This window comes from Serratia liquefaciens ATCC 27592 (genome assembly GCF_000422085.1).
In the GTDB taxonomy this organism is placed as follows: Bacteria; Pseudomonadota; Gammaproteobacteria; order Enterobacterales; family Enterobacteriaceae; genus Serratia; species Serratia liquefaciens.
The window spans coordinates 3,357,197-3,378,814 of record NC_021741.1 but is presented as its reverse complement, the minus strand read 5'-3'; the positions used below and the strand labels follow the sequence as shown (position 1 = coordinate 3,378,814).

General features: G+C 58.8%; 21 protein-coding genes. 16 read left to right on the top strand and 5 right to left on the bottom strand.

Annotated features, from left to right (window positions below; genetic code table 11):
- The first annotated feature begins 2 nt into the window (after positions 1-2).
- The 5 genes from citX (at position 3) to M495_RS15910 (ending at position 5,138) form a co-directional block, all read left to right on the top strand.
- Positions 3-551, top strand: a complete 549-nt coding sequence (gene citX, locus M495_RS15930; RefSeq protein WP_020827710.1) for a citrate lyase holo-[acyl-carrier protein] synthase — start codon at positions 3-5, stop codon at positions 549-551.
- Complete coding sequence (citG, locus tag M495_RS15925; protein ID WP_051150531.1) at positions 532-1,455, top strand: triphosphoribosyl-dephospho-CoA synthase CitG; 924 nt, start codon at positions 532-534, stop codon at positions 1,453-1,455. The genes citX and citG overlap by 20 nt, the downstream gene beginning before the upstream one ends.
- Before the next feature lie 39 nt (positions 1,456-1,494).
- Positions 1,495-2,958, top strand: a complete 1,464-nt coding sequence (locus M495_RS15920; protein ID WP_020827708.1) for an anion permease — start codon at positions 1,495-1,497, stop codon at positions 2,956-2,958.
- Between the two features lie 150 nt (positions 2,959-3,108).
- Positions 3,109-4,338: a bifunctional glucose-1-phosphatase/inositol phosphatase gene (gene agp / locus M495_RS15915; RefSeq protein WP_020827707.1), complete on the top strand. Its 1,230-nt coding sequence runs from the start codon at positions 3,109-3,111 to the stop codon at positions 4,336-4,338.
- Positions 4,339-4,442: 104 nt separating this feature from the next.
- Positions 4,443-5,138 carry a 4'-phosphopantetheinyl transferase family protein gene (locus tag M495_RS15910; protein ID WP_020827706.1) on the top strand — a complete coding sequence of 232 codons (696 nt, stop codon included), beginning with the start codon at positions 4,443-4,445 and terminating at the stop codon, positions 5,136-5,138.
- 37 nt (positions 5,139-5,175) lie between these two features.
- Here M495_RS15910 and rarD read toward each other — a convergent pair whose 3' ends face one another.
- Positions 5,176-6,069 (bottom strand): EamA family transporter RarD, encoded by an 894-nt coding sequence (gene rarD / locus M495_RS15905; protein WP_020827705.1) that lies wholly within the window; start codon positions 6,067-6,069, stop codon positions 5,176-5,178.
- A 139-nt stretch (positions 6,070-6,208) separates the two neighbouring features.
- Between rarD and alkB the strand changes: the two genes are divergently transcribed.
- Positions 6,209-6,856 (top strand): DNA oxidative demethylase AlkB, encoded by a 648-nt coding sequence (gene alkB, locus M495_RS15900; protein WP_020827704.1) that lies wholly within the window; start codon positions 6,209-6,211, stop codon positions 6,854-6,856.
- Here alkB and M495_RS15895 read toward each other — a convergent pair.
- Positions 6,839-7,774 carry a LysR family transcriptional regulator gene (locus M495_RS15895; protein WP_020827703.1) on the bottom strand — a complete coding sequence of 312 codons (936 nt, stop codon included), beginning with the start codon at positions 7,772-7,774 and terminating at the stop codon, positions 6,839-6,841. The two genes, alkB and M495_RS15895, sit on opposite strands and share 18 nt — an antisense overlap.
- Before the next feature lie 84 nt (positions 7,775-7,858).
- Here M495_RS15895 and M495_RS15890 point away from each other — a divergent pair, with 84 nt between their 5' ends.
- The gene (locus M495_RS15890) at positions 7,859-8,488 is read left to right on the top strand and encodes a serine-tRNA(Ala) deacylase AlaX (RefSeq protein WP_020827702.1); all 630 of its coding nucleotides are present in this window, start codon (positions 7,859-7,861) and stop codon (positions 8,486-8,488) included.
- Positions 8,489-8,504: 16 nt separating this feature from the next.
- On the opposite strand, the gene M495_RS15885 is transcribed toward M495_RS15890, so the two are convergent.
- Positions 8,505-8,753 (bottom strand): hypothetical protein, encoded by a 249-nt coding sequence (locus M495_RS15885; RefSeq protein ID WP_020827701.1) that lies wholly within the window; start codon positions 8,751-8,753, stop codon positions 8,505-8,507.
- Positions 8,754-8,928: 175 nt separating this feature from the next.
- On the opposite strand from M495_RS15885, the gene M495_RS15880 reads away from it, so the two are divergent.
- From M495_RS15880 to M495_RS15845, 8 genes are all read left to right on the top strand, one after another.
- Positions 8,929-10,554, top strand: a complete 1,626-nt coding sequence (locus M495_RS15880; RefSeq protein ID WP_041414747.1) for a TIGR04028 family ABC transporter substrate-binding protein — start codon at positions 8,929-8,931, stop codon at positions 10,552-10,554.
- 10 nt (positions 10,555-10,564) lie between these two features.
- Entirely contained in the window at positions 10,565-11,509 is a 945-nt protein-coding gene (locus M495_RS15875; protein WP_020827699.1) for an ABC transporter permease, read from the top strand.
- Positions 11,506-12,396, top strand: a complete 891-nt coding sequence (locus M495_RS15870) for an ABC transporter permease (protein ID WP_020827698.1) — start codon at positions 11,506-11,508, stop codon at positions 12,394-12,396. Before M495_RS15875 ends, M495_RS15870 begins: the two co-directional genes overlap by 4 nt.
- Positions 12,393-14,069 carry a dipeptide ABC transporter ATP-binding protein gene (locus M495_RS15865; RefSeq protein ID WP_020827697.1) on the top strand — a complete coding sequence of 559 codons (1,677 nt, stop codon included), beginning with the start codon at positions 12,393-12,395 and terminating at the stop codon, positions 14,067-14,069. The genes M495_RS15870 and M495_RS15865 overlap by 4 nt, the downstream gene beginning before the upstream one ends.
- Positions 14,059-15,105, top strand: coding sequence for a putative FMN-dependent luciferase-like monooxygenase (locus M495_RS15860; RefSeq protein ID WP_020827696.1), 1,047 nt, complete (start codon positions 14,059-14,061; stop codon positions 15,103-15,105). The genes M495_RS15865 and M495_RS15860 overlap by 11 nt, the downstream gene beginning before the upstream one ends.
- Positions 15,102-16,220 (top strand): alkylhydroperoxidase domain protein, encoded by a 1,119-nt coding sequence (locus tag M495_RS15855; protein ID WP_020827695.1) that lies wholly within the window; start codon positions 15,102-15,104, stop codon positions 16,218-16,220. Before M495_RS15860 ends, M495_RS15855 begins: the two co-directional genes overlap by 4 nt.
- A 258-nt stretch (positions 16,221-16,478) precedes the next feature.
- Positions 16,479-17,387, top strand: a complete 909-nt coding sequence (locus M495_RS15850) for a sugar glycosyltransferase (protein WP_020827694.1) — start codon at positions 16,479-16,481, stop codon at positions 17,385-17,387.
- A complete protein-coding gene (locus M495_RS15845) occupies positions 17,365-18,540 on the top strand; it encodes an O-antigen ligase family protein (protein WP_020827693.1) in 1,176 nt (391 codons plus the stop codon). Before M495_RS15850 ends, M495_RS15845 begins: the two co-directional genes overlap by 23 nt.
- Here M495_RS15845 and M495_RS15840 read toward each other — a convergent pair.
- The gene (locus tag M495_RS15840; RefSeq protein WP_020827692.1) at positions 18,521-19,627 is read right to left on the bottom strand and encodes a glycosyltransferase family 9 protein; all 1,107 of its coding nucleotides are present in this window, start codon (positions 19,625-19,627) and stop codon (positions 18,521-18,523) included. The genes M495_RS15845 and M495_RS15840 overlap by 20 nt on opposite strands.
- A 308-nt stretch (positions 19,628-19,935) precedes the next feature.
- On the bottom strand, positions 19,936-20,571 hold the full coding sequence (locus M495_RS15835; protein WP_020827691.1) for a flavodoxin family protein: 636 nt from the start codon (positions 20,569-20,571) through the stop codon (positions 19,936-19,938).
- Between the two features lie 121 nt (positions 20,572-20,692).
- Between M495_RS15835 and M495_RS15830 the strand changes: the two genes are divergently transcribed.
- Positions 20,693-21,574 (top strand): LysR substrate-binding domain-containing protein, encoded by an 882-nt coding sequence (locus tag M495_RS15830; protein WP_020827690.1) that lies wholly within the window; start codon positions 20,693-20,695, stop codon positions 21,572-21,574.
- Positions 21,575-21,618 lie beyond the last annotated feature (44 nt).

Below are 21,618 nucleotides of genomic sequence, written 5' to 3'. Positions count from 1 at the left end.
TGATGACCTGCGTCCCTCCTGAACTGGCCGCCAACCGCGCCGTCAGCCTGCCGGAACTGCTGACCAGCCGCGAGTGCCGCCAGGCACGGCAGCAGGCGTGGCAGGCTCAGCATGCTTCCACGTTGCTGGTGCTGACGCTGGTGGTGCCCGGTGCGGTAAAAGACAGTGCCCTGACCCGCAACATCTTCAACCTCGGCTGGCAGGCGCTGCAGCAAATGGGGCGTGAGCAAAACTGGCACTGCCTGCAGGCGGAAGCGCTGGCGCTTTCCACCGGTTGTGAAGGGTTTATGGCGCTGCAGGCCGATGCCCAACGGGTGAAGGACTGCGCCATGCAGTTGGAGGTTCAGCAGCCGATAGGTCGGCTGTGGGATATCGACGTGCTGGATCCCGAGGGCCGTATTTTATCGCGCCGCGATCTGGGGCTGGCGGAGCGCCGCTGCCTGCTGTGCAGCCAGCCGGCCAAAATCTGCGCCCGTCAGCGGCGACACAGCAGCGAACAGCTGCTGCAGGAAATGGAAAGGATGCTCAATGATGCGCTCTCAACCCGTTGAACTCGCCCGGTGTAGCCCACCGGCGCCGGTCAGTGGCTTTGCCCATGCCGCCTACCGCGCCCTGTTGGTCGAGGTGAACCTGACGCCCAAACCGGGGCTGGTGGATCGCCACAACAACGGTGCCCACCGGGACATGAACATCGGCCATTTTTACCGCAGCGCCCGCGCTATCGGCATCTGGCTGCCGCGCTTTGTCCGTCAGGGGCAGGAAGACGCCCGTTGCCCGGCTGCCGAGCAGTTGGTCAGGCTGCGTCCGCTGGGGCTGGCCTGCGAAAACCACATGTTTCAGGCCACCGGTGGCGTCAACACCCATAAAGGCAGCGTATTTTCCCTCGGCCTGCTGTGCACCGCTTTCGGTCGCCTGTCCCAGAGGCCGCAGTCTATTGACGCCGCCACGCTGTGCGCCGAAGTGGCGTCGATGTGTCGTGGACTGGTGGCGCGCGAGCTGCAACAGCGCAATGCGTTGCAGACCGCCGGCCAAAGGCTGTTTGCCCAACACGGCCTGAGCGGCGCGCGCGGCGAGGCAGAGTCCGGCTTCGAGCGGGTGATTAACGGTGCGCTGCCGCTGTACCTGCAACGGCTGAACGCCGGGTGCGATGAGCAAACGGCGCTGATGGACAGCCTGCTGTGGCTAATGGCCAACAACGATGACACCAATGTCGCCTCACGCGGCGGTCTCGAAGGCCTGCGTTGGTTGCAGCGGCGTGCCGGCGAACTGCTGGCGCAGGGGGGAGCCCAGGGTCAGCAGGGCATAGCACGCCTGCGGCAGTTCGACGCCGAGTGCATTCACCGCAATCTCAGCCCAGGCGGCAGTGCCGATCTGTTGATCGTCACCTGGCTGCTGGCGCAATTACCCAATTCCACTAAGCCCGCTGCCTTTCAAGCCACAACTTGGAATCCCTAGGGCATAGCTAAAAAAATAACCCGTCTTCAGGAGAAACTTATGTCCGAAACCAAGGAAAAAATCTGGAAAGCGCTGGCGCCGCTGTTGGTGCTGGCGATCCTGCTCTGGATACCCACGCCCGACGGCATGCCGCCGCAGGCCTGGCGCTACTTCGCCATTTTTGTGGCGATGATTGTCGGCATGATCCTGGAGCCGATCCCGGCGACGGCGATCAGCTTTATCGCCGTGACCCTCAGCGTGCTGAGCGCCAACTGGGTGCTGTTCGGGGCGCAGGAATTAGCGGAGCCGGGCTTCAAGGCCGGTAAAGAGGCGCTGAAATGGGGGCTGGCCGGATTCTCCAGCACCACCGTCTGGCTTGTGTTCGGCGCATTTATCTTTGCGCTCGGCTACGAAGCCACCGGGCTAGGGCGACGCATTGCGCTGTTTTTGGTGAAGTTTATGGGCAAGCGTACCCTGACACTCGGTTATGCGGTGGTGATCATCGATATCCTGCTGGCACCTTTTACCCCGTCCAACACCGCCCGTACCGGTGGCACCGTGTTCCCGGTGGTGAAAAACCTGCCGCCGCTGTTTGATTCCTTCCCCAACGATCCCTCCTCACGGCGCATCGGCGGTTACCTGATGTGGATGATGGTGGTCGGGACCAGCATCAGCTCCTCGATGTTTGTCACCGGCGCCGCGCCTAACGTGCTGGGTATCGAGTTCGTCAGCAAAATCGCCGGCGTGCATATCAGCTGGATGCAGTGGTTCCTGGCCTTCCTGCCGGTCGGTCTGCTGCTGCTGGTGATTGCGCCGTTGATTTCCTATTACCTGTACAAACCGGGCGTTACGCACAGCAGCGAAGTCGCTTCCTGGGCCAATAGCGCGCTGGGGGAAATGGGCAAGCTGACGCGCAAGGAGTACACGCTGATTGGCCTGGTGCTGCTCAGCCTGTGTCTGTGGGTGTTTGGCGGCAAGATATTGGATGCCACCACGGTCTGTTTGTTGGCGGTATCGCTGATGCTGGCCTTGCACGTGGTGTCGTGGAAGGACATCACCAAATACTCCAGCGCCTGGAACACCTTGGTGAACCTGGCGACGCTGGTGGTGATGGCCAACGGCCTGACGCGCTCCGGTTTTATCGACTGGTTCGCGCTGACCATGAGCACCCATCTGGACGGATTCTCGCCGGATATGACGGTTGTGGCGCTGGTCCTGGTGTTCTATTTCGCTCACTACCTGTTCGCCAGCCTGTCGGCGCACACGGCAACCCTGCTGCCGGTGATCCTTGCCGTCGGTAAAGGCCTGCCGGGCGTGCCTATGGAGCAGCTGTCGATGCTGCTGGTGCTGTCGATCGGTATCATGGGCGTGCTGACGCCGTACGCCACCGGTCCTGGGGTTATCATCTACGGCTGTGGCTATGTGAAGTCGAAAGACTACTGGCGGATGGGCGGTATTCTGGGCGTGGTGTACATCGCCGCGCTGTTGTTGATCGGCTGGCCGATTATGCGTTTGTGGATGTGATTTTCTAAATTATCGGCGGCCCTCGGCGAAGGGTCGCTGAGCAGACCTTTCCCTGTGATGCTCATCACACACTTTCGGCGTTAACCTCTCCATGATAGCGAAGCAATAGCTAACACATTAAAAATAATCACAATCCTGGAGCCTCTGCGGATGAAAAGAAAAACTTTATTGCTGTGCTTGCCGTTATTTATGACCGGGACTGCCTTGGCGGAAACCAACGACTATCAATTGGATCAGGTGCTGGTGATGAGCCGCCATAACCTGCGTGCGCCGCTGGCCAACAACGGCAGCGTATTGGCGCAGTCCACGCCCAAAGCCTGGCCGGCCTGGGACACGCCGGGTGGCCTGCTGACCACCAAGGGCGGGGTGCTGGAAGTGTATATGGGCCACTACTTCAATGCGTGGCTCAAGCAAACCGGAGTATTGCCGCAGGAAGGCTGCCCGACCGCCGGCAGCGTTTACGTCTATGCCAACAGTTTGCAACGCACGGTGGCGACCGCGCAGTTCTTTACCAACGGTGCTTTCCCCGGTTGTGACGTCAGCGTGCATCATCAGGACAAAATGGGGGAGATGGATCCCACCTTCAACCCGATCATCACTGACAACAGCGAAGCTTTCAATCAGCAGGCTCTGGGGGCAATGAACGCCGAACTGGCCTCGTTGAAGCTGGACGCCTCCTACAAGCAATTAGAAAAAATCATCGATTACAAAGATTCCAGCGCCTGTAAAACCGACAAGCACTGCGATCTGACCAAAGAAGCCAGCAAAATGAGCGCGGTGCCGGGCAAAGAGCCGGGTGTGGCCGGGCCGCTGCGGGTAGGGAACTCGCTGGTGGACGCCTTTATGCTGCAATATTACGAAGGCTTCCCGATGAAGGCCGTGGCCTGGGGCAAAATCACCACGCCACAGCAGTGGAAACAGTTGGCGCAGCTGAAAGACGGCTATCAGGATTCGCTGTTCACCTCGCCGGTGGTGGCGCAAAACGTGGCCAAACCGCTGCTGACGTATATCAACGGCGCATTGATTGGCGAACGCAAGCCGGATTCGCCGAAGGTAACGGTGCTGGTGGGTCACGACTCCAACATTGCCTCCCTGCTGTCGGCGATGGAGTTCAAGCCGTACCAACTGCCGCACCAGTATGAGAAAACGCCAATTGGCGGCAAGCTGGTGTTCCAGCGCTGGCACGATAAGAAAAACGATCGCGATTTGCTGAAAATCGAGTACGTGTATCAATCCACCGACCAGTTGCGCAATGCCACTCCGCTGACGCTGAAAACCCCGCCGCAGCGCGTTACGATGGCGTTAAAAGGCTGCCCAATCGATAAGCAGGGCTACTGCGCCTGGAGCGACTTCGAAAAAACCATGAAAGGGATTCTGTAATCCCGTCGTGCCTCTCCCTCGGTAACGGGGGAGAGGAATAATCATTGTTGCTCAGGAGCTCGGCGTCTAAAATTAGCGTTCTGCACACCCAATATGGACAACCCGTGTTCTCTTCTTTTATTCCCACCTTTGAACGGTTGAACCTGGACGATTACCCGGGGCAGGTTGTCCGTTGCCGCTTTTCTGTGGCGCACTACCAGGATGACTGTTTCGCTGCCATTGGCATGGCGCTCCCCGAACATCTGGCGCGTGCGGTGCCAAAGCGGCGGGCGGAATATCTGGCCGGGCGTTATCTGGCGCGGACCTTGTTGGCACCGCTGGGTTTTGCGGATTTCACGCTGTTGCGCGGCGAAGACCGGGCACCGCAGTGGCCGCCGGGTATCGCCGGTGCGCTCAGCCACAATGCGGACACAGCGCTTTGCGCGGTGCATCCGGAAACCGGGTTGGGCGGCGTGGGGCTGGACGTTGAAACGTTCATTCCCGCCGGGCGTGCGGAGGAGCTGCAGCGAGCTATCGTCAGCGAGGCGGAATCTGCCCAACTGCGCACTCATTCACAGCCATTTAACCACCTGCTGACCTTGGCCTTTTCCGCCAAAGAGAGCCTGTTCAAAGCGCTATATCCGCAGGTGCGCTGCTATTTTGACTTTCTCGACGCACGCCTGGTCACGCTGGATACGCAACGACAGACGTTCGAATTGGAACTGCTCAAAACCCTCACGCCGCAGTGCCATGCAGGTCGCCGTTTTTGCGGACGTTACTGGCAGAAAGGTGACGATGTCACGACTTTTATTTATTTGTAAATCAATCAAATAAAGATAAAAATTCGGCGTTGCACTGTCACATTTGCCGGTGGATTCGCCTGCGACGCAGCAGGTGGCTGGCCCCTTCCGACACCAACAGCAGCACCGCCAGCCAGATAGGAATATAGGTCAGCCATTCATCCCGGCCGATGCTCTCGCCAAGCAGCAAGGCCACCACCACCAACAGCACCGGCTCCACATAGCTCAGCAGGCCGAACAGGCTGAACGGCAGCAGACGGCTGGCCAGGATATAGCACACCAGCGCAGCGGCGCTGATCACCCCCAACAGCGGGATTTGCCAATAAAGTGCCGGGCTGATGCTCAACGCCGCCAGTGGCCCGTTGCCCCCGAAAGCGAACCAGGCGGCGACCGGCAGCATCAGCGTCAGCTCACACCACAAGCCACCCAGGTTGTCGGTGCCGAAACGGCGGCGCAGGATAAAGTACACCGGGTAGCCCAGCGCCACCAGCAAGGTGGTCCAGGACACACCGCCGACCTGATACAACTCGTTGCCGACGCCGATAATGGCGCAGCTGACCGCCAGTTTTTGCAGCAGCGAAAGGCGATCGCGGAAGATCAGGCGTCCTGCCAGCACCATGGTCAGCGGCAGCAGGAAATAGCCGAGCGATACCTCCAACGCCTTGCCGTGCAGCGGTGCCCAGAGAAACAGCCAGAGCTGAACCCCCAGCAGCGCCGAACTCAGCGGCAGAAACAGCAGGCGGCGCGGCCGCTGTTTTATCCAACTCAAGGTCTCGCTGACCTTGCGCCAGTCGGCGGAAAGCACCATAAACAGCGTCAAAAACGGCACCGTCAGCAGAGTACGCCAGCCAAAGACTTGCTCACCGTCAAGCGGCGTCAGGGTAGAGGTGTAGTAATACATCACGCCGAACAATACCGAGGCGATGACGGAAAGAACGATCCCTTTAATCACATGCGATCCTGAAAAGTTATTGATTTTATTGCCGGTACTCTAGAGAAGTTTAGCGCTAACAACAATGCGGCGCATCAGGCTGGACAATCGCCAACGGCAAGTTAAAATAAACACTGTGTATTAATACAGGTGTTTTGTCATGACCCTCGATCTTTTTGAAGACTCCGTGCCGCCGCCGTGGCGGGAACAGATTGCGCCAGGCGCGGTGGTGATGCATGGTTTTGTGCGCGATCACGGCCCAGAACTGCTGGCGGCGGTGCATGGGGTGATTGCTCAGGTGCCCTGGCGGCACATGACTACGCCGGGCGGTCATGTGATGTCGGTGGCGATGAGCTGGTGCGGCAACGGCTGGAGCAGCGACAGCCGCGGTTACCGCTATTCGGAGCGCGATTCGCGCAGCGGCAAACGTTGGCCGCCGATCCCGGATATCCTGATGGCGCTGGCGGATGAAGCGGCACAGCAGGCGGGCTTTGCCCCGTTTGTACCGGATTCCTGCCTGATGAACCGCTACGATCCGGGCAGCAAGCTGTCATTGCATCAGGACAAAGACGAGCATGATTTCGGTTCGCCGATCGTTTCCGTTTCCCTCGGGCTGCCGGCGGTATTCCAGTTCGGCGGCATGCAACGTAGCGATCGGGCCCAGCGCATTCCTTTGGCGCACGGCGACGTGGTGGTGTGGGGCGGCCCGTCGCGGCTGTGTTTTCACGGCATTATGCCGATCAAGGAAGGCTACCATTCGCTGGTGGGGCCGCACCGTATCAATATCACCTTACGCAAGGCGCTTTAGCTGCGGCTCTTTCGCCAGGCAGGCCACCAGATAGTCGATAAACACCCGCAGCTTGGGCGGCAGGTACTGATTGGGGGCATACAGCAACCACAGCCCGCCGTGGTAACTGCTGAGGAAATCCCATTGCGGCAGCACCTGCACCACTTCGCCGTCGTCCAGCGCCTGACGGGCGGTAAAGTACGGCAGGCTGCCAATGCCAATGTGCTGTTTCACCGCATCCAGCCGCACGCCGGTATGGTTGGCGGCGTAGCGCCCACGTACGTTGACCGTCACCGTTTTCCCGGCCTGGCGGAATTTCCAACGGGCGTCGTTCGGCGTTTCACCCAGATAAATGCAGCTGTGCTGCGCCAAATCCTGCGGATGCCGCGGCGTTCCCTGCTGTGCCAGATAAGCCGGTGTGGCGCACAGCAGGTGGTCGATGGTCATCAGTTGGCGGCCAATCAGCCCAGGGGAAGGGCGTTCGGTAATGCGCAGCGCCAGATCGACCCGATCATCAATCAAATCCATATAGCGGTCTTCCAGCCGCAGGCGAACGTCGACTTTGGGATAGCGGCGTAAAAACGCCGGTATGTGCGGGTGCAGCACATAACGCCCCACCGCCTTGGGCACGCTGACGCTGACCAAGCCTTCAGGCTCTACTGCACCGCGCCCGCTGAACTCCATCACCGAGTGCGCGGCGTCCAGCATGCTGCGGCAGCGTTGAAATACTTCTTCGCCCTGTTCGCTTAGCCGCAATTTGCGCGTGGTGCGGTGTAGCAGTTGCAATGCTAATGCCTGTTCCAGTTTAGCCACGCTGCGGCTGGCGGCAGAGGGGGATGTGCCCAGTCGACGGGCGGCGGCGGAAAAACTGCCGCTCTCCACCACCTGGACAAACACGGCCATTTCGGCCAGCAGCGAATGAGAGAGATTTGTGCTCACAGCGCAAAGGTCCATTGTGTTATTGACGGATTATCCTTTGATTATGGCATGAATATAATGGGCTCTCTAATCAGGAGAAAAACCATGACCGAACGGCTTTATTATTACAGCGACGAATTACAGGGCGCAGCGCAGGTGCTGGCCTGTACCCCGATGGAAGAGGGTGGATACGCGATAGAGCTGGACGCCACATTGTTTCACCCGCAGGGCGGCGGACAACCGGCCGACGGCGGTAAGCTTGGCGGCATCCCGGTGCTACGCGTGGCGCAGCAGGGCGACAAGGTGCTGCATTTCACCGCCGAGCCGTTGGCCGCAGGGCCGGTGAGCGTGCAGATTGATGGCGAACAGCGGCGGTTGCATACCCGTTGGCACTCCGCCGGGCATCTGATCGGCTGGCTGGGGGAAACCCGCGGCTGGCAACCGGTGAAGGCGCACCACTGGCCGGGCGAAGGGCGGATCACTTTCACACCGGGCGCGGAGCCACAAACGCTGGATCAGGATTTTCTTCAGGCGGAGCTGGCAAGGCTGATTGCGGCAGACCTTCCGCGCAGACAGGTGGCGGTTGACGGCCTGCGGCAGGTGGGATTTGGCGAACTGCCGACCTATGGCTGCGGCGGTACCCATGTGCCCTCGCTGGCGGAGCTGGGCGCGGTAAACATCACAGCGCTCAAAGTGAAAAAAGGCCAGTTGATTGTTCAGTACGCGCTAGATTAAAACGTCGTCCGGGTGGCTATTTCGCCGGCCCGGCCTGCCGCAGCATGGTGCAGAACGCGCACTGGCATCCCGCCTGCGGCAGCGCCGCGCAGGTACCGATATTGACCGCCTGCGCGTCCATCGCGTGAAAACCGTAAAACATATTCTCCAGGCTGTTTTCCGCTGCGCGCGCCTGTTCAGGCCGTGGCTCGGGCACCTTGGACTGAAACGCGGCGGCCCGACCGGCCAACAGGCCAAGGAACAACAGCGAAAGCTGAATTTTCATTTTCGTCTCCCCGATGTGATTTCTGATACGTTATAACAAAACACCCATTCTGCCAACCGTCGCTGCCTTGTGCATTTTCCGCCATAGGTTAGCGAAATTAGTTCGTTCAACTCCCCGCCGATTTGGTTTGTTATCTAATCCATAACATTCCGAAATAAAGAAGGCGTGGCACACTATGTTTAAGTTCTCTTTCAATAGATTAACCAGCGGAATAACAGTGGCATTGGGCTTGACGGTGGCGGCTACACCGGCGCTGGCGTCGGTGCAGGGCGGCACGCTGATCTACCTGGAACAGCAGGCGCACACCAACCTTTATCCGCCTTCCGGCGGCTTCTACCCCAACGGCGGCATCCTCAACCAGATCACCGACAAGCTGACCTACCAGAACCCAAAAACGTTGGAAATTGAGCCGTGGATCGCCGAATCCTGGAGCAGTAACGCCGACAAAACCGAATACACCTTCAAGCTCCGGCCGGGCGTGACCTTCTCGGACGGTACGCCGCTGGACGCCAACGCGGTGGCGAAGAACTTCGATACCTACGGCCTGGGCAACAAAGAGAAACGTCTGCCGGTCTCCGAGGTGATCAATAACTATGACCACAGTGAAGTGATCGATCCCTTGACCGTGAAGTTCTACTTCAAGCGCTCTTCGCCGGGTTTCCTGCAGGGTACTGCCACCATAGGGTCAGGGCTGGTTTCTCTCAGCACCTTAAACCGTAATTATGACGAATTGGGTGACGCGCGCCATATCATCGGCTCCGGCCCGTTCGTGGTCAGTGCCGAAACGCTGGGGCGCGAAGTGGATCTCAGCGTGCGCAAAGATTACCGCTGGGGCCCGGCCAGGCTGACGCAGCAGGGGCGCGCCAATCTGGACGGTATCAAGGTGATCGTGACCGGCGAAGACAGCGTACGTATTGGCGCATTGCAGGCCGGGCAGGCGGACTTTATTCGCCAGATCCAGGCCTATGACGAGAAACAAACCCAGGATCAGGGTTTCACTATCTACGCCGCCCCAACGCGCGGCGTAAATGACAGCGTGGCCTTCCGGCCGGACAACCCGTTGGTGAGCGACCTGCGCGTGCGTCAGGCATTGCTGCACGCCACCGACAGCAAGCAGATCGTCGAGACGCTGTTCTCCGTTAACTATCCGCAGGCCAAATCGGTAATTGCTTCTTCCGCCGCCGGTTTTGTCGATCTTTCCGCCAAACTGAAATTCGACCCGGCGCTGGCTAACCGCCTGCTGGATGAAGCGGGCTGGAAAAAGGGCGGCGATGGCCTGCGTGAGAAGGACGGCAAAAAACTGTTGCTGAACGTTTATGAATCGCTGCCGCAACCGCAGAACAAGGCGGTGCTGCAGCTGGTTTCACAGCAGTGGGGCAAGGTCGGTGCGCGTTTGAACATTCTGGCGGGCGACGCCGGCAGCAAGGTGGCGGATAACCTGGATCCGCAGAAAACCCCGGCGGCGGTGGTGGAAGTGGGGCGGGCCGATCCGGATGTGATTAAAAGTCAGTTCTACCCGACCAACCGCGATGCGCTGTTGCAGCAAGGCGGGACGGGCAAAAACAGCGCATTTAAAGATGACAAGCTGAACGCGCTGCTGCTGGGCATCGCTTCAGAGGTGGATGCCCAAAAACGCCTGCAGATTGCCGGCGAGGCGCAAAACTACCTGCTCGATCAGGCTTACGTGATCCCGTTCTTCGAAGAGCCGCAGGTGTTTGCCGGAGCGCCTTATCTCAAGGGCGTAAGTTTTGAAGCGGTCGGCCGCCCGAGTTTCTACGGCGCCTGGCTGGAAAAACGCTGAGGAGGCCATGATGAGCCGATATCTGGCACGGCGTATCGGGCAGGCGCTGCTGGTGCTGTGGGCGACCTTTAGCCTGTCGTTTATCTTACTGCAGGTGCTGCCGGGTGATGCCATTCTGATTAAGTTTCAGAACCCGGACATGGGCCTCAGCCCGGCGCAGATCGCCGATATGCGCGCGGCCTATGGCGCCGATGTGTCGCTGTGGCAGCAGTATCTGCATGCACTGGGCAACGTGCTGCGCGGGGACCTCGGCTATTCCATTCAGGCTGGCGTGCCGGTGACGGAGCTGTTGGCCACCAACTTGCCCGCCACGCTGCAACTGGCGCTATTGGGGTTTTCGCTGGCGCTGATCCTGGCGTTGGCGTTGGCCTTTATCTCCAATTTGGCCCGTTTTGGCTGGCTGAGGTCATTGCTGCAGTCGCTGCCATCGCTGTTTGTCTCGGTGCCGACCTTCTGGTTGGGCATTGTGCTGATCCAGCTGTTTTCTTTTCGGCTCAAGCTGATCCCGGTGATCAATCCGGGGGAGTGGGAAGGGCTGATCCTGCCGATCGTGACGCTGGCAATACCGATTTCCGCCCCGCTGGCGCAGATCTTGATCCGCAGTATCGACCAGGTACAAACCCAACCCTTTGTCGCCGTGGCCCGTGCCAAAGGCGCCAGCCGCAGCCGGGTGCTGTGGCGGCATGTGGCGCGTAACGCCATGCTGCCGGTGCTGACCATCGCCGGTATTTTACTGGGCGAACTGATCGCCGGTGCGTTGATTACCGAAACCGTGTTTGGCCGCAGCGGGTTGGGGCAACTCACCTTGCAGGCGGTGCTGAATCAGGACGTCGCGGTGCTGCAAGCGATCGTGGTGATTTCCGCCGCCGCTTTCGTCACCCTCAATCTGCTGGTGGATCTGCTGTTCCCGCTGCTGGATCCGCGATTGAAAACCCATACAGGAGCCGCCGTATGAGCAGTATCTCCTTTGAGAAATCCAGCGCGCCAGAGCGCGATCTGGGCGCGGTGGAAAGCGAAGGCACTTTGCCAACGCACCGTCCGCGCCGCCGTCGTGTACCGCTGACGCTGTTGCTGGCTTGGGCGGTGATTGCCATCGCGGTGCTGTGGGCGCTGGCACCGCAGCTGTTCACGGCCTACAGCGGCACCGAAGGCATTGCCGGGGCGCAGCGTTTGGCACCGGGGGGCGAACATTGGTTGGGCACCGATCAACTGGGGCGCGACCTCTATGCGCGCATTGTTTATGGCGCTTCGCAGACGCTGTCCGCCGCGCTGGTGGCGGTCGCTTTAGGTCTGCTGTTGGGCACCGCGCTGGGGCTGATTGCCGGTGCGGTGGGCGGCATCTCGGATGACGCTGTGATGCGCCTTGTCGACGTGTTGCTGTCGATTCCCGGTCTGCTGCTGTCGTTGAGCATCATTATTTTGCTGGGCTTCGGCACGGTTAACGCCGCCATCGCCGTGGGGATAACCTCGGTGGCGAATTTTGCCCGCCTGGCGCGCGCCGAGGTGGTGCGGGTACGCCACAGCGATTACGTCGAGGCGGCCTATGGCAGCGGCGGTACCTTCTGGGCGGTGCTGTGGCGGCACATTTTGCCGAACTCGTTAACCTCGGTAATTGCCTTCTCGGCATTGCAGTTCGGCAGCGCGATTCTGGCGATTGCCACCTTGAGCTTCCTGGGTTACGGCACGCCACCGCCGACGCCAGAGTGGGGGTTACTGATCGCCGAAGGGCGCAACTATATTTCCACCGCCTGGTGGCTAACCACCTTCCCGGGGCTGGCGGTCGTGGCGGTGGTTCTGGCGGCCAACCGCATCAGCCGGGCATTGGGGAGAACGCCAGCATGAGTATTCAGAGCGCATTACAACGGGCGAGCGCCACACCACCGGTACTGGAGCTGGAACAGGTTTCGATCGCCTATCAGGGCGCGGCTGGCAATCAGCGGGTGGTGCATCAGGTGTCGTTTGCCATTCAGCCTGGGGAAGTGGTGGCGCTGGTCGGCGAGTCCGGTTCCGGCAAAACCACCACCGCGCAGGCAATCATTGGTTTGCTGACGGAAAACGGTCGCCTGGAGCAGGGGGCAATACGGCTGAACGGCACCGACATCAGCCACTGGTCATCAAAGCGTCTGGATGCGGTACGCGGGGCGCAAATCAGTTTGATCCCACAAGATCCTTCCAGCTCACTCAATCCGGTGAAAACCATTGGCGATCAGGTGGCAGAGATCATCAACATTCACCGTCGGCTGCCGCGCAAGCAGCTGCAGCAGCGGGTGGTGGCGTTGTTGACCCGCGTCGGTTTGACGCATCCGGAGCTGCGGGCGCGTCAGTATCCGCACGAGCTTTCCGGCGGCATGAAACAGCGGGTGTTGATCGCCATTGCCATTGCGCTGCAACCGGCGTTGATTATCGCCGATGAGCCGACCAGTGCGCTGGATGTCACGGTGCAAAAACGCATTCTCGATCTGATCGACGAACTGCGGCAGGAGTTTGGCACTGCGGTGCTGCTGGTGACCCACGATCTGGCGGTGGCGGCGGAACGCGCCGATCGGCTGCTGGTATTTCGCCATGGCCGGGTACAGGAGCAGGGAGTGACTGCCGAGGTGCTGCGCGCCCCCGCCAGCGACTATACCCGCCGGCTGTTTGCTGACGTGCCCTCATTGAGCCGTGCAGTGGTGCCGCAACCCGGTCACCGCACGCAGGAGCTGGCGATCCAGGTCAATGGGCTGGTGAAAGATTTCCCCCTGGCCGGTAGCGGTGGCAAAACTTATCGGGCGCTGGACCAGGTGTCGTTCAGCGTGCCTGGCGGCACTACCCATGCGCTGGTGGGGGAGTCCGGCTCCGGTAAAACCACATTGGCGCGCTGCCTGCTCGGTTTCCAACGGCCGGACGCCGGGCAAATCATTATCGACGGCGTCGACTTTACGCGCTTGAAGGGCGAAGCGCTGCGCCAGTTCCGCCGCCGCATTCAGCTGGTGTATCAGAACCCATTCGGTTCGCTCGATCCGTCCCAGACGTTGTATCAGGTGATTGAAGAGCCGCTGCTGAATTTCGAGCCGCTGACCCAGGCCGAGCGCTATCGCCGGGTGCGAGATTTGTTTGAACGCGTGGCGCTGCCGAACGAATTGCTGAGCCGTAAACCACGCGAACTTTCCGGTGGTCAGCGACAGAGGGTGGCGATCGCCCGGGCGCTGGTGCTGCAGCCGCGGGTACTGGTGCTGGATGAAGCTACTTCGGCATTGGATGTCACGGTTCAGGCGCAGATCCTGCGGTTGCTGCAGGATCTGCAGCAGGAGTTGGGGCTGACCTATTTGTTTATCTCACACGACCTGGCCACGGTAAGGCAGATTTCCCACAGCGTTTCGGTGTTGCACCGCGGCGTGCAGGTGGACAGCGGGGCGACCGGTGAGCTGTTCGCCATGCCGGGCAGCGATTACACACGTCAGCTGATTGAAGCCATTCCCGGCCGTCAGCTTTATGCCGAACAGCCCCAGATTGAGGGTGCATTCTATGAGCAGTAAAAGACTCGGTTTTTTCACCCGGCTGCTGGATCAGGGCAGTGCGCAACAGCGTTATCGGCTGGCGACCGAACAGATCGTGCATGCCGAACGGGCTGGCTTTGACAGCGCCTGGGTGGCGCAGCACCATTTTCATGAGGACGAGGGCGGCCTGCCTTCGCCGCTGGTGTTTCTGGCGCAGGTGGCGGCGCGAACCCGCCATATCCGGCTCGGCACCGGGGTGATCACGCTGCCGATGGAGTCTGCGATTCGGGTGGCCGAAGACACTGCGGTGCTGGATCTGCTGTCCGACGGCAGGTTGGAAGTCGGTATCGCTGCAGGCGGCACGCCTTCTTCGTTCAGCGCCTTCGGTTTCGACGCCGCACAGCGTCACGCGGTGTTTGCCGACAATTTCAGCACCCTGCTGCGAGCCTGGCGCGGTGAGGCCCTGGGTGGTGAAGATAACCGCCTGTATCCGGCGGCACCGCAGTTGGCCGAACGGGTCTGGCAGGCGACTTTTTCGGTGGAAGGCGGCGAGCGCGCCGGGCGGGCCGGTGACGGCCTGATGCTGTCGCGTACTCAGCCGCGCCCGGCAGATGCGCCGGATTTGCCGCTGGACGAATTGCAGAACCCGATTATCGACGCTTATCTGGCGGCGCTGCCGCCCGGCATTGCGCCGCGCATCATGGGATCGCGCACCGCATTGGTAACCGACCATGGCCAACAGGCGCGGGACTTTGCCGCCAAAGGGTTGAGCCGTGGACTTGAGCGCCTGCGCGCCAGTGGCCACCGGCCGTCCGACGAGTCGCTTGATGGGCTGATCCGCGCTTTTGACGTGCACCTTGGCACCCCGGAGCAGGTGATTGCCTCATTGCAAAAAGACAGCGCGCTGGCGCGAGTGACCGATCTGGCATTCCAGGTGCACTCTATCGATCCGCCGCACGCCACCATCCTGCGTTCTATTGAATTGATCGCCCGCCACGTTGCCCCGGAGCTGGGCTGGCAACGCCGCAATCCCGCATCCGTCTCCTACGAACATCACGCTGAGGAAAAGGTATGACTGCAACATTGCCCCCTAAAGATTTACTGGCTGACTTGGCAGAGATCGCCCCCAATTCTGCATTGGCTCAGGCCAGAGCTACCCGACAAGCGGCGACAGATGCGATTCAGGCCAGCTATCTGGCGCTGTTCTCACCCGCTGATGCCGGCGATTTCCCCGTCGTGCAACGGTTGCAGCTCGCGCAGCGCATCAGCGAATGGCATGCGGACAAGCTGCTTGCTGCACACTACGGCACCTTGTTGCAGCAGGAGGGGGGCGTTCAGCCTGGCCCGCATTTGCAGGCAGCGTTCGATCACGCCGAAAGGCTGGCGTTCAAACCCGCCAGCGCCGACGCGCAGCATTTGCAGGCATTGCAACAGGCCGGCTGGTCGCTGGACGCTATCGTCACCCTGTCGCAGCTGATCGCCTTTGTTAGTTTCCAGAGCCGCTTGCTAACGGGTTATCGGCTGCTTGAAGGAAAACCACTCGAAAGCTCCGGCGGAGCACCCGTCAGAGCTGGCGGTTGGCGTACCGAATCCGCGACTCTTGGCGGCCGCCACGCACCACCGGTGTTTACCCGCCAGGAACTGGGTTGGGAGCCCTGGATTGCCTCCAAGCCGCTGGCAGAGTTTGATGAGCAAGGCCAGGCGCTTTTGACGCGCTTCGGGCACAGCGACTCGGATTATTTCCGCCTGCTGGCGCGTAACCATCCGGTGCTGGAGCAGAGAACGTTGGCGGATCGCGCCATTTTTTACACGCCGGGTGGGTTGGAACGTAAGGATCGCGAGCTGGCGGCAACGGTGGCCAGTAAGGTGAATGGCTGTATTTATTGCGCTTCGGTGCATGCCCGCAAGGCGGCGCAGTTGTCCAAGCAAACGGATGAGGTACAGCGGCTGCTGGATGTGCTCCCGGGCGGCATTTTGAGCGAGGGGCAAGGGGAGCCGTGGCGGACGCAGATAGACTTCGCCGCTGCGCTGTCCGCCACGCCGCCGCAGGTCAATGCCGGGCATCTGGCGGCGTTGCGCGAGCAAGGGTTGGACGAACTGGCGTTGCTGGATCTGGTGCAATCGACCGCGTTCTTTGCCTGGGCCAATCGGCTGATGCTGACGCTCGGCGAGCCTTTCGACGATCTATAAACAACCCTCAGCACAATCCATGTTAATGGGGCGAAAGTATTCGCCCCTAGGCAATTAAAGAATAATTATTACCGTTCCCTACAGGTTTTTAACTCGGTTAACAAATCCACACACCTCTTTTCGTTAACATTACGAAGAATTCAAAATGCAATAATTGCCCATGTTCATTAATGCTCAGATACTCAGCCCTACAATAAATCTAATGCGGTCAGGACAGTTCTGTTCGGCGCAAATACATTTTTACAGGGCAGGGATACGATGGGCAGTTTTCTTAAGCAGGTGTATCGTTATTCTCATTCACGGCCTTATCGGCACAATGAAAATCTCTGGCCCTACGTAAAAATCGAACGTGCAGACAGCGGCGAGATTGCCGAATTACATTATAAAAAGCAGACTGTTCCTATAGTGACGCTGTCAGCTGTTAAAGACAGCTGCAAGGGGCCCATATTATTGACCGCTACGGGGCCGTCGGTGAATGCCATTCGCTTTAGTGAACTGCCTGAGATGCCGGCCATCGGGGTCAATGGGGCTTTTAGTCTAAGCCAAAAGGTTAACTTTCGGTTTTATGTGATTGTCGATATGGGGTTTATCGATCGGCGGCCGGATATTATCGAAAACATTATTCAGGCGCCGAATTTAATCCTTTTCACCACGGTTCACGGCGTGGCGAAAATTATTGATTGCTTCACCCTGGCAGGCGTGAAATGCCGGTTTTCAGTGGTTGAGGACGCGAGCTGCAAAATTTACAGCCCCCAAATTCCTCTCTCGGCATTGTGGGACCATTATCACAAAGACCGCAGCGTTTTTTTCTCGCCTGGCAACAAAACCATCGCCTTCAGCCACGATATTCGACACGGAATTTTTGATGCCGGCACGGTAGTGTATTGGGCTTTTCAGATCATTGCCTTTCTTGGGTTTAAACAGCTATTTATTGCCGGGCTGGATATGAATAATTTTAATTTGCCGCGTTTTTATGAAACTCATGAAAATAAGTTGCCGACATTTTTGCCGGAGAAGGTCGATGACCTGATTATTCCGGCATTTAGCCATGCCGGCGAGAGAATGAAGATGAGAAAAATGGTGATTAGAAACTTTTCATTAAACAGCGCAATAGATACCGGCATTTTTGAAAAGGTTGATAGTAATGATTTTTTCAAAAATAATTGAGTTCACCGAACGACTCTCTTTTTACGCCATGCTGGCCTTTTCTTTTTTTAGCGCCATTTTTTGCGGTTTTACCCGGGTCAATAATTTATTCCACATCGCGGCATTCTTTTTTCTGCTGACGCTGGCCACACGGCCCGGAGTTCGCTCGGCCTGGCTTAACCGGCGTGCCGCAAGCGCGGGAATGGCGCTGGCAGCCTGCTTTCTTGCCTATTATGCCGTCAGCAATCTTTGGGGCGGCACGCCGGATGATACGGCATCTACCCTGACGCACAGCGTTTATATCCTGCTCTATCTGGCCTTGCTGGTCACCGTATTGGAAAGTCCGGAGCGCAACCTGCTGCTTTGCGCCGTGATCGCCGGCATCACGCTGCTGTGTTTGTATCTGGCGAGCGTTGATTTCCGTGAAATTTATACTCTCCGAGAAACCTCCGGAGCCAACCCCGGCCCGCGCAACGTGATCGACCTGGCCGGCTATGCGGCGTTGGGCATCATTCTAAGCCTGATGGTGTTCCGTGATACCGGGAAGAAAAGGGCGCTGTCAGCGATCCCGCTGATGTTCGCTTTTATGGTGTTCACCCAAAGTCGCGGCCCTCTGATGGCCTTATTGGCGGCGTTGGCGTTAACCACCTCCTATCTGGCGCTGAATAAAAAATCGCTGCTGGCCATTACGGCCGCGGTGTTATTTGCCGTGGGCGCAGTGCTGTTTTCACCAATCGGTGAAATGTTGATTATGCGTTTTGAAGAGCTGTATCAACAGAGCTTTGTGCGGATGAGCATCTGGCGGCACAGCCTGTTGTTGGTCGAACAGGCACCGTTCTTTGGCTATGGCTTTGATAAGCAGCTGACCTTTACCAATTACACCGGCGAGTTTATTCATACTACCCATAGCCTGTATTTGGGAGCGTTGCTCAAAGGCGGGTTGGTGGGGTTTTGCCTGTTTGCCGCTTTATTGACGTTTGGCGCACAGCTGGCCGTGCGTCATCTCCGGGCCGGTCGCCGCCTGGAAGCGGCTTTGTACCTGTTTATGCTGATTTTCTACTGTTCACAGGGCATGTTTGTCATCGCGAACCCGGCCGAGTTTTGGTACCTGTTTTGGTTCCCGCTGGCGATGGTCTTTGCCCAGCCTCCGCTGATTAGCCCACCGGAGCGCTAATTTTCAGCGCGTTCGTCACTTTTTCAAACACCTCATTTTCAGTGATGATGCTGAGCGGCTGTTGGCGTTGCGCGGCATTGAGCTTTTGTTCATCCACCGGGACGTACATCACCTGATGCAATTCACTGTTTTGATAGGGGCCGGTGTGCTGTGGATTGGCGGTAACAAACAGGCTGACGGTCGGTGTTTTCAGGGCGATGGCCAGGTGCAGTGGGCCGGTGTCGCCGGTGACCAGCACCTGCATGTTCGACATCACCGCCAGCAGTTGCGGCAGGGTGGTTTTGCCAATATGGCTGACCACGCGCAACTGCTCGGCTGCCGTCAGCCCCGCCATAAACGCCCGTTCAATAGACAGTTCTTTGGGGCTGCCGATTAATTCAATCTGGTGGTGCGGCGAAGATGCCAGCAGCAGTTTCGCCAGACGAATAAACTGCGCGACCGGCCAGCAGCGCAGCGTTTCAGAAGCCCCCATTTGCAAGCCGATCGAAATTTTTCCTGCGGCTTTAGCCACTGGCGTAAACTCGACAGGAATAAACATCTCGGTGTTGTCGCTTTGGCAGCCCAACTGAGCCACCAGATCCAGCTTGCGTTGAATCAGATGGCCGCCGGTGCTGCGGCTCACGCCACACAGCCAGGGCTCCATGCCGGTGGCTTTATTACCGTAAGCGTCTTTGAAGACATATTGGCAACCGGCAGTAATGGCGACCATCACATCATAAGGGGATTTGGAGTGCAGGATAATCGCCAACTGAGGCCGGTGTTGGCGCAGTTGGCGAATAACACCGAGCATGTCTTTCGCTTTATGATCCCAATAAATGACCTGATTAAAGCAGCGGCTGGTCGCGACCAACTGTTTGTTCTTGTGGCTGGAAATCAGGGTGATGTTTGCTGCCGGGTAGCGTTCACGCACCGCGCGGATCGCCGGCGTGTTAAACATCAGGTCGCCGAGGGCGCTGGTGGAAAAAATCACGATGCGTTCAAAAACCTGCTCAGGCTGAAAATGGGCCTTATCCTTAAAGTTGCCACCCAGCCGGGTATACATCCGCAGGCCAAGGTTGGCCGCCGCTATTTTCCACTGTTTTGACATCTTGTTCCGCTTTGGGTTGATGGGCATGCCGATCTGAACCCTGGCATCATATGACGTTTGTTCTGGTGGGCCAATGGGCGGCAATATCTTGCTACATATGCTTGCGCAACCTTGATAAAGGAGCAGCAAGGCTGCCCCTGAGGCCGTTGAAAAAGTGCTCTGTTGTTTAATGGTAGGGGCGCAGCATGCTGCGCCCAATAGCATAATCAATGGTTAAATCGGGTCGAACATGTTCGACCGCTACCGGTTTAGCCTTTTAGCAGGTTTGTCAGCCGTCTGAGAGGCAGCAAGGCTGCCCCTGGGCGGCGTCAGTTTTGCCAAACCTGCGGGCTGCGCGGCGTATCCATTCGGTAGTCTGAATAGGGACGAGTGAATATCTCGCGCCCCAGCTCGCGGGCGGCTTGCAGCGGGTTACGCGGATCGCGGCTGATTTCGCCCCGGCTGTTGCCCGCGCCATGAACCAGCCCGACGAATTCGGAATGCGAATAGCGGCTGAACTCCTGAATTTGATGCACAATCCCCATCGCGGCACCGGGATAGGTTTCCTCCGAGGCTACCGCCAGCCCGATGCGTTTGCCGCTCATACGCTGATGCACCTGTTCCGCATCGGGGTAGGCGCTGGAGTAGTAGCTGAAAGAGCGGTCGAAAAAGGCTTTGGTTTGCGCCGACATGCCGTACCAGTAAAGCGGGGTGCAGAACACCGCAGCGTCCGCCGGCAGAAAATGCTCAAGGAACAGTTCGCCATAACGGTCGGCAGGCGGGGTGGCGTGGCGCTCATCCACCAAAAAACCGTTGATGTAATCGTCTAAAAAAAACAGGCTGGCGTCGGTGCCGGCCTCCGCGGCACCCGCCATGATGGCCTGCGCCAGGGTTGCACTGTTGCCGTCGCGACGTGGGCTGCCAACCAGGACGATAAGTCGTTTTGACTGATGAGATGAATTCATGTCGTTCTCCATTGATGGGGGTGTAGAACACGAGAATCAATTTAGGGTGAGTAAAGCTGTAGTGACAAATGACGGCTATTCTTTCAGGATGAGTTCAATTCATCTGTAGGGAGCCCTGACCATGTTTGCCTCGCTGCCGGTTACCGCATTGCGCACTTTTGAATCCGCCGCCCGGCTGCGTAGTTTTAAACTGGCTGCTCTGGAATTGGCGGTGACGCCGACGGCGGTATCGCATCAGATAAAAGCGCTTGAGCAGCAGCTGGGTTTTGCATTATTCGATCGGATACCGCGGGGCGTGCGGTTAACGCCAAAGGGCGAGCGTTTGTTCGCCGGAGTGCACGGCGCATTGCTCGACGTGGCAACGGTGCTGGATGCTCTGCGACCAACGCCCAGTGCGGGGTCGCTGTGCGTTTCCGTTACCCATTCCTTCGCGGCGCTGTGGTTGGTACCGCGCCTGGGGCGTTTTTATCAGGCCTATCCGCACTATTTGGTACGCCTGGAGGCCTGCGCTGAGGTGATTGATCTGCAGCAGGACGCCAGCGTAGACATCGCTATTCGTTACAGCAGTGCAAACTACCCGCAGTTGTACCAGGCGGCGCGGCTGGAAGAGAGTTTTGGCGTTTACGGCGCCCCGGGGTTTTGTGCGGCGGAGCAACCTGCGCCAACCTTGATCACCGTGCGCTGGCGGGATTCCACCCTCTACGAAACCCGCTGGCGCGATTGGTGCCTGGCTGCCGGGGTCGATTGGTGGCAGCGCCACACGACGCTGCGGGCCTATGATGAAGAGCATTATGCGCTGCAAGCGGCGGTAGCCGGGCAGGGGTTGGTGCTGGCCAGTTCGGTAATGGTGTCCGATCAGGTGCGTAATGGCTTGCTGGTACCCTATCGGCCGGATATTCGCGTGCCGGGAGCGGCCTACACCGCGTTGTGTGTACCCGGGCGTGAACGGCACCCGCCGGTACGGGCATTCCTCGACTGGCTACAGCAGGAACTTGGCGGCTGATGAAGAGCACAAAATAAAAGTTTTTCTGGCGTGCGGCATGGGAA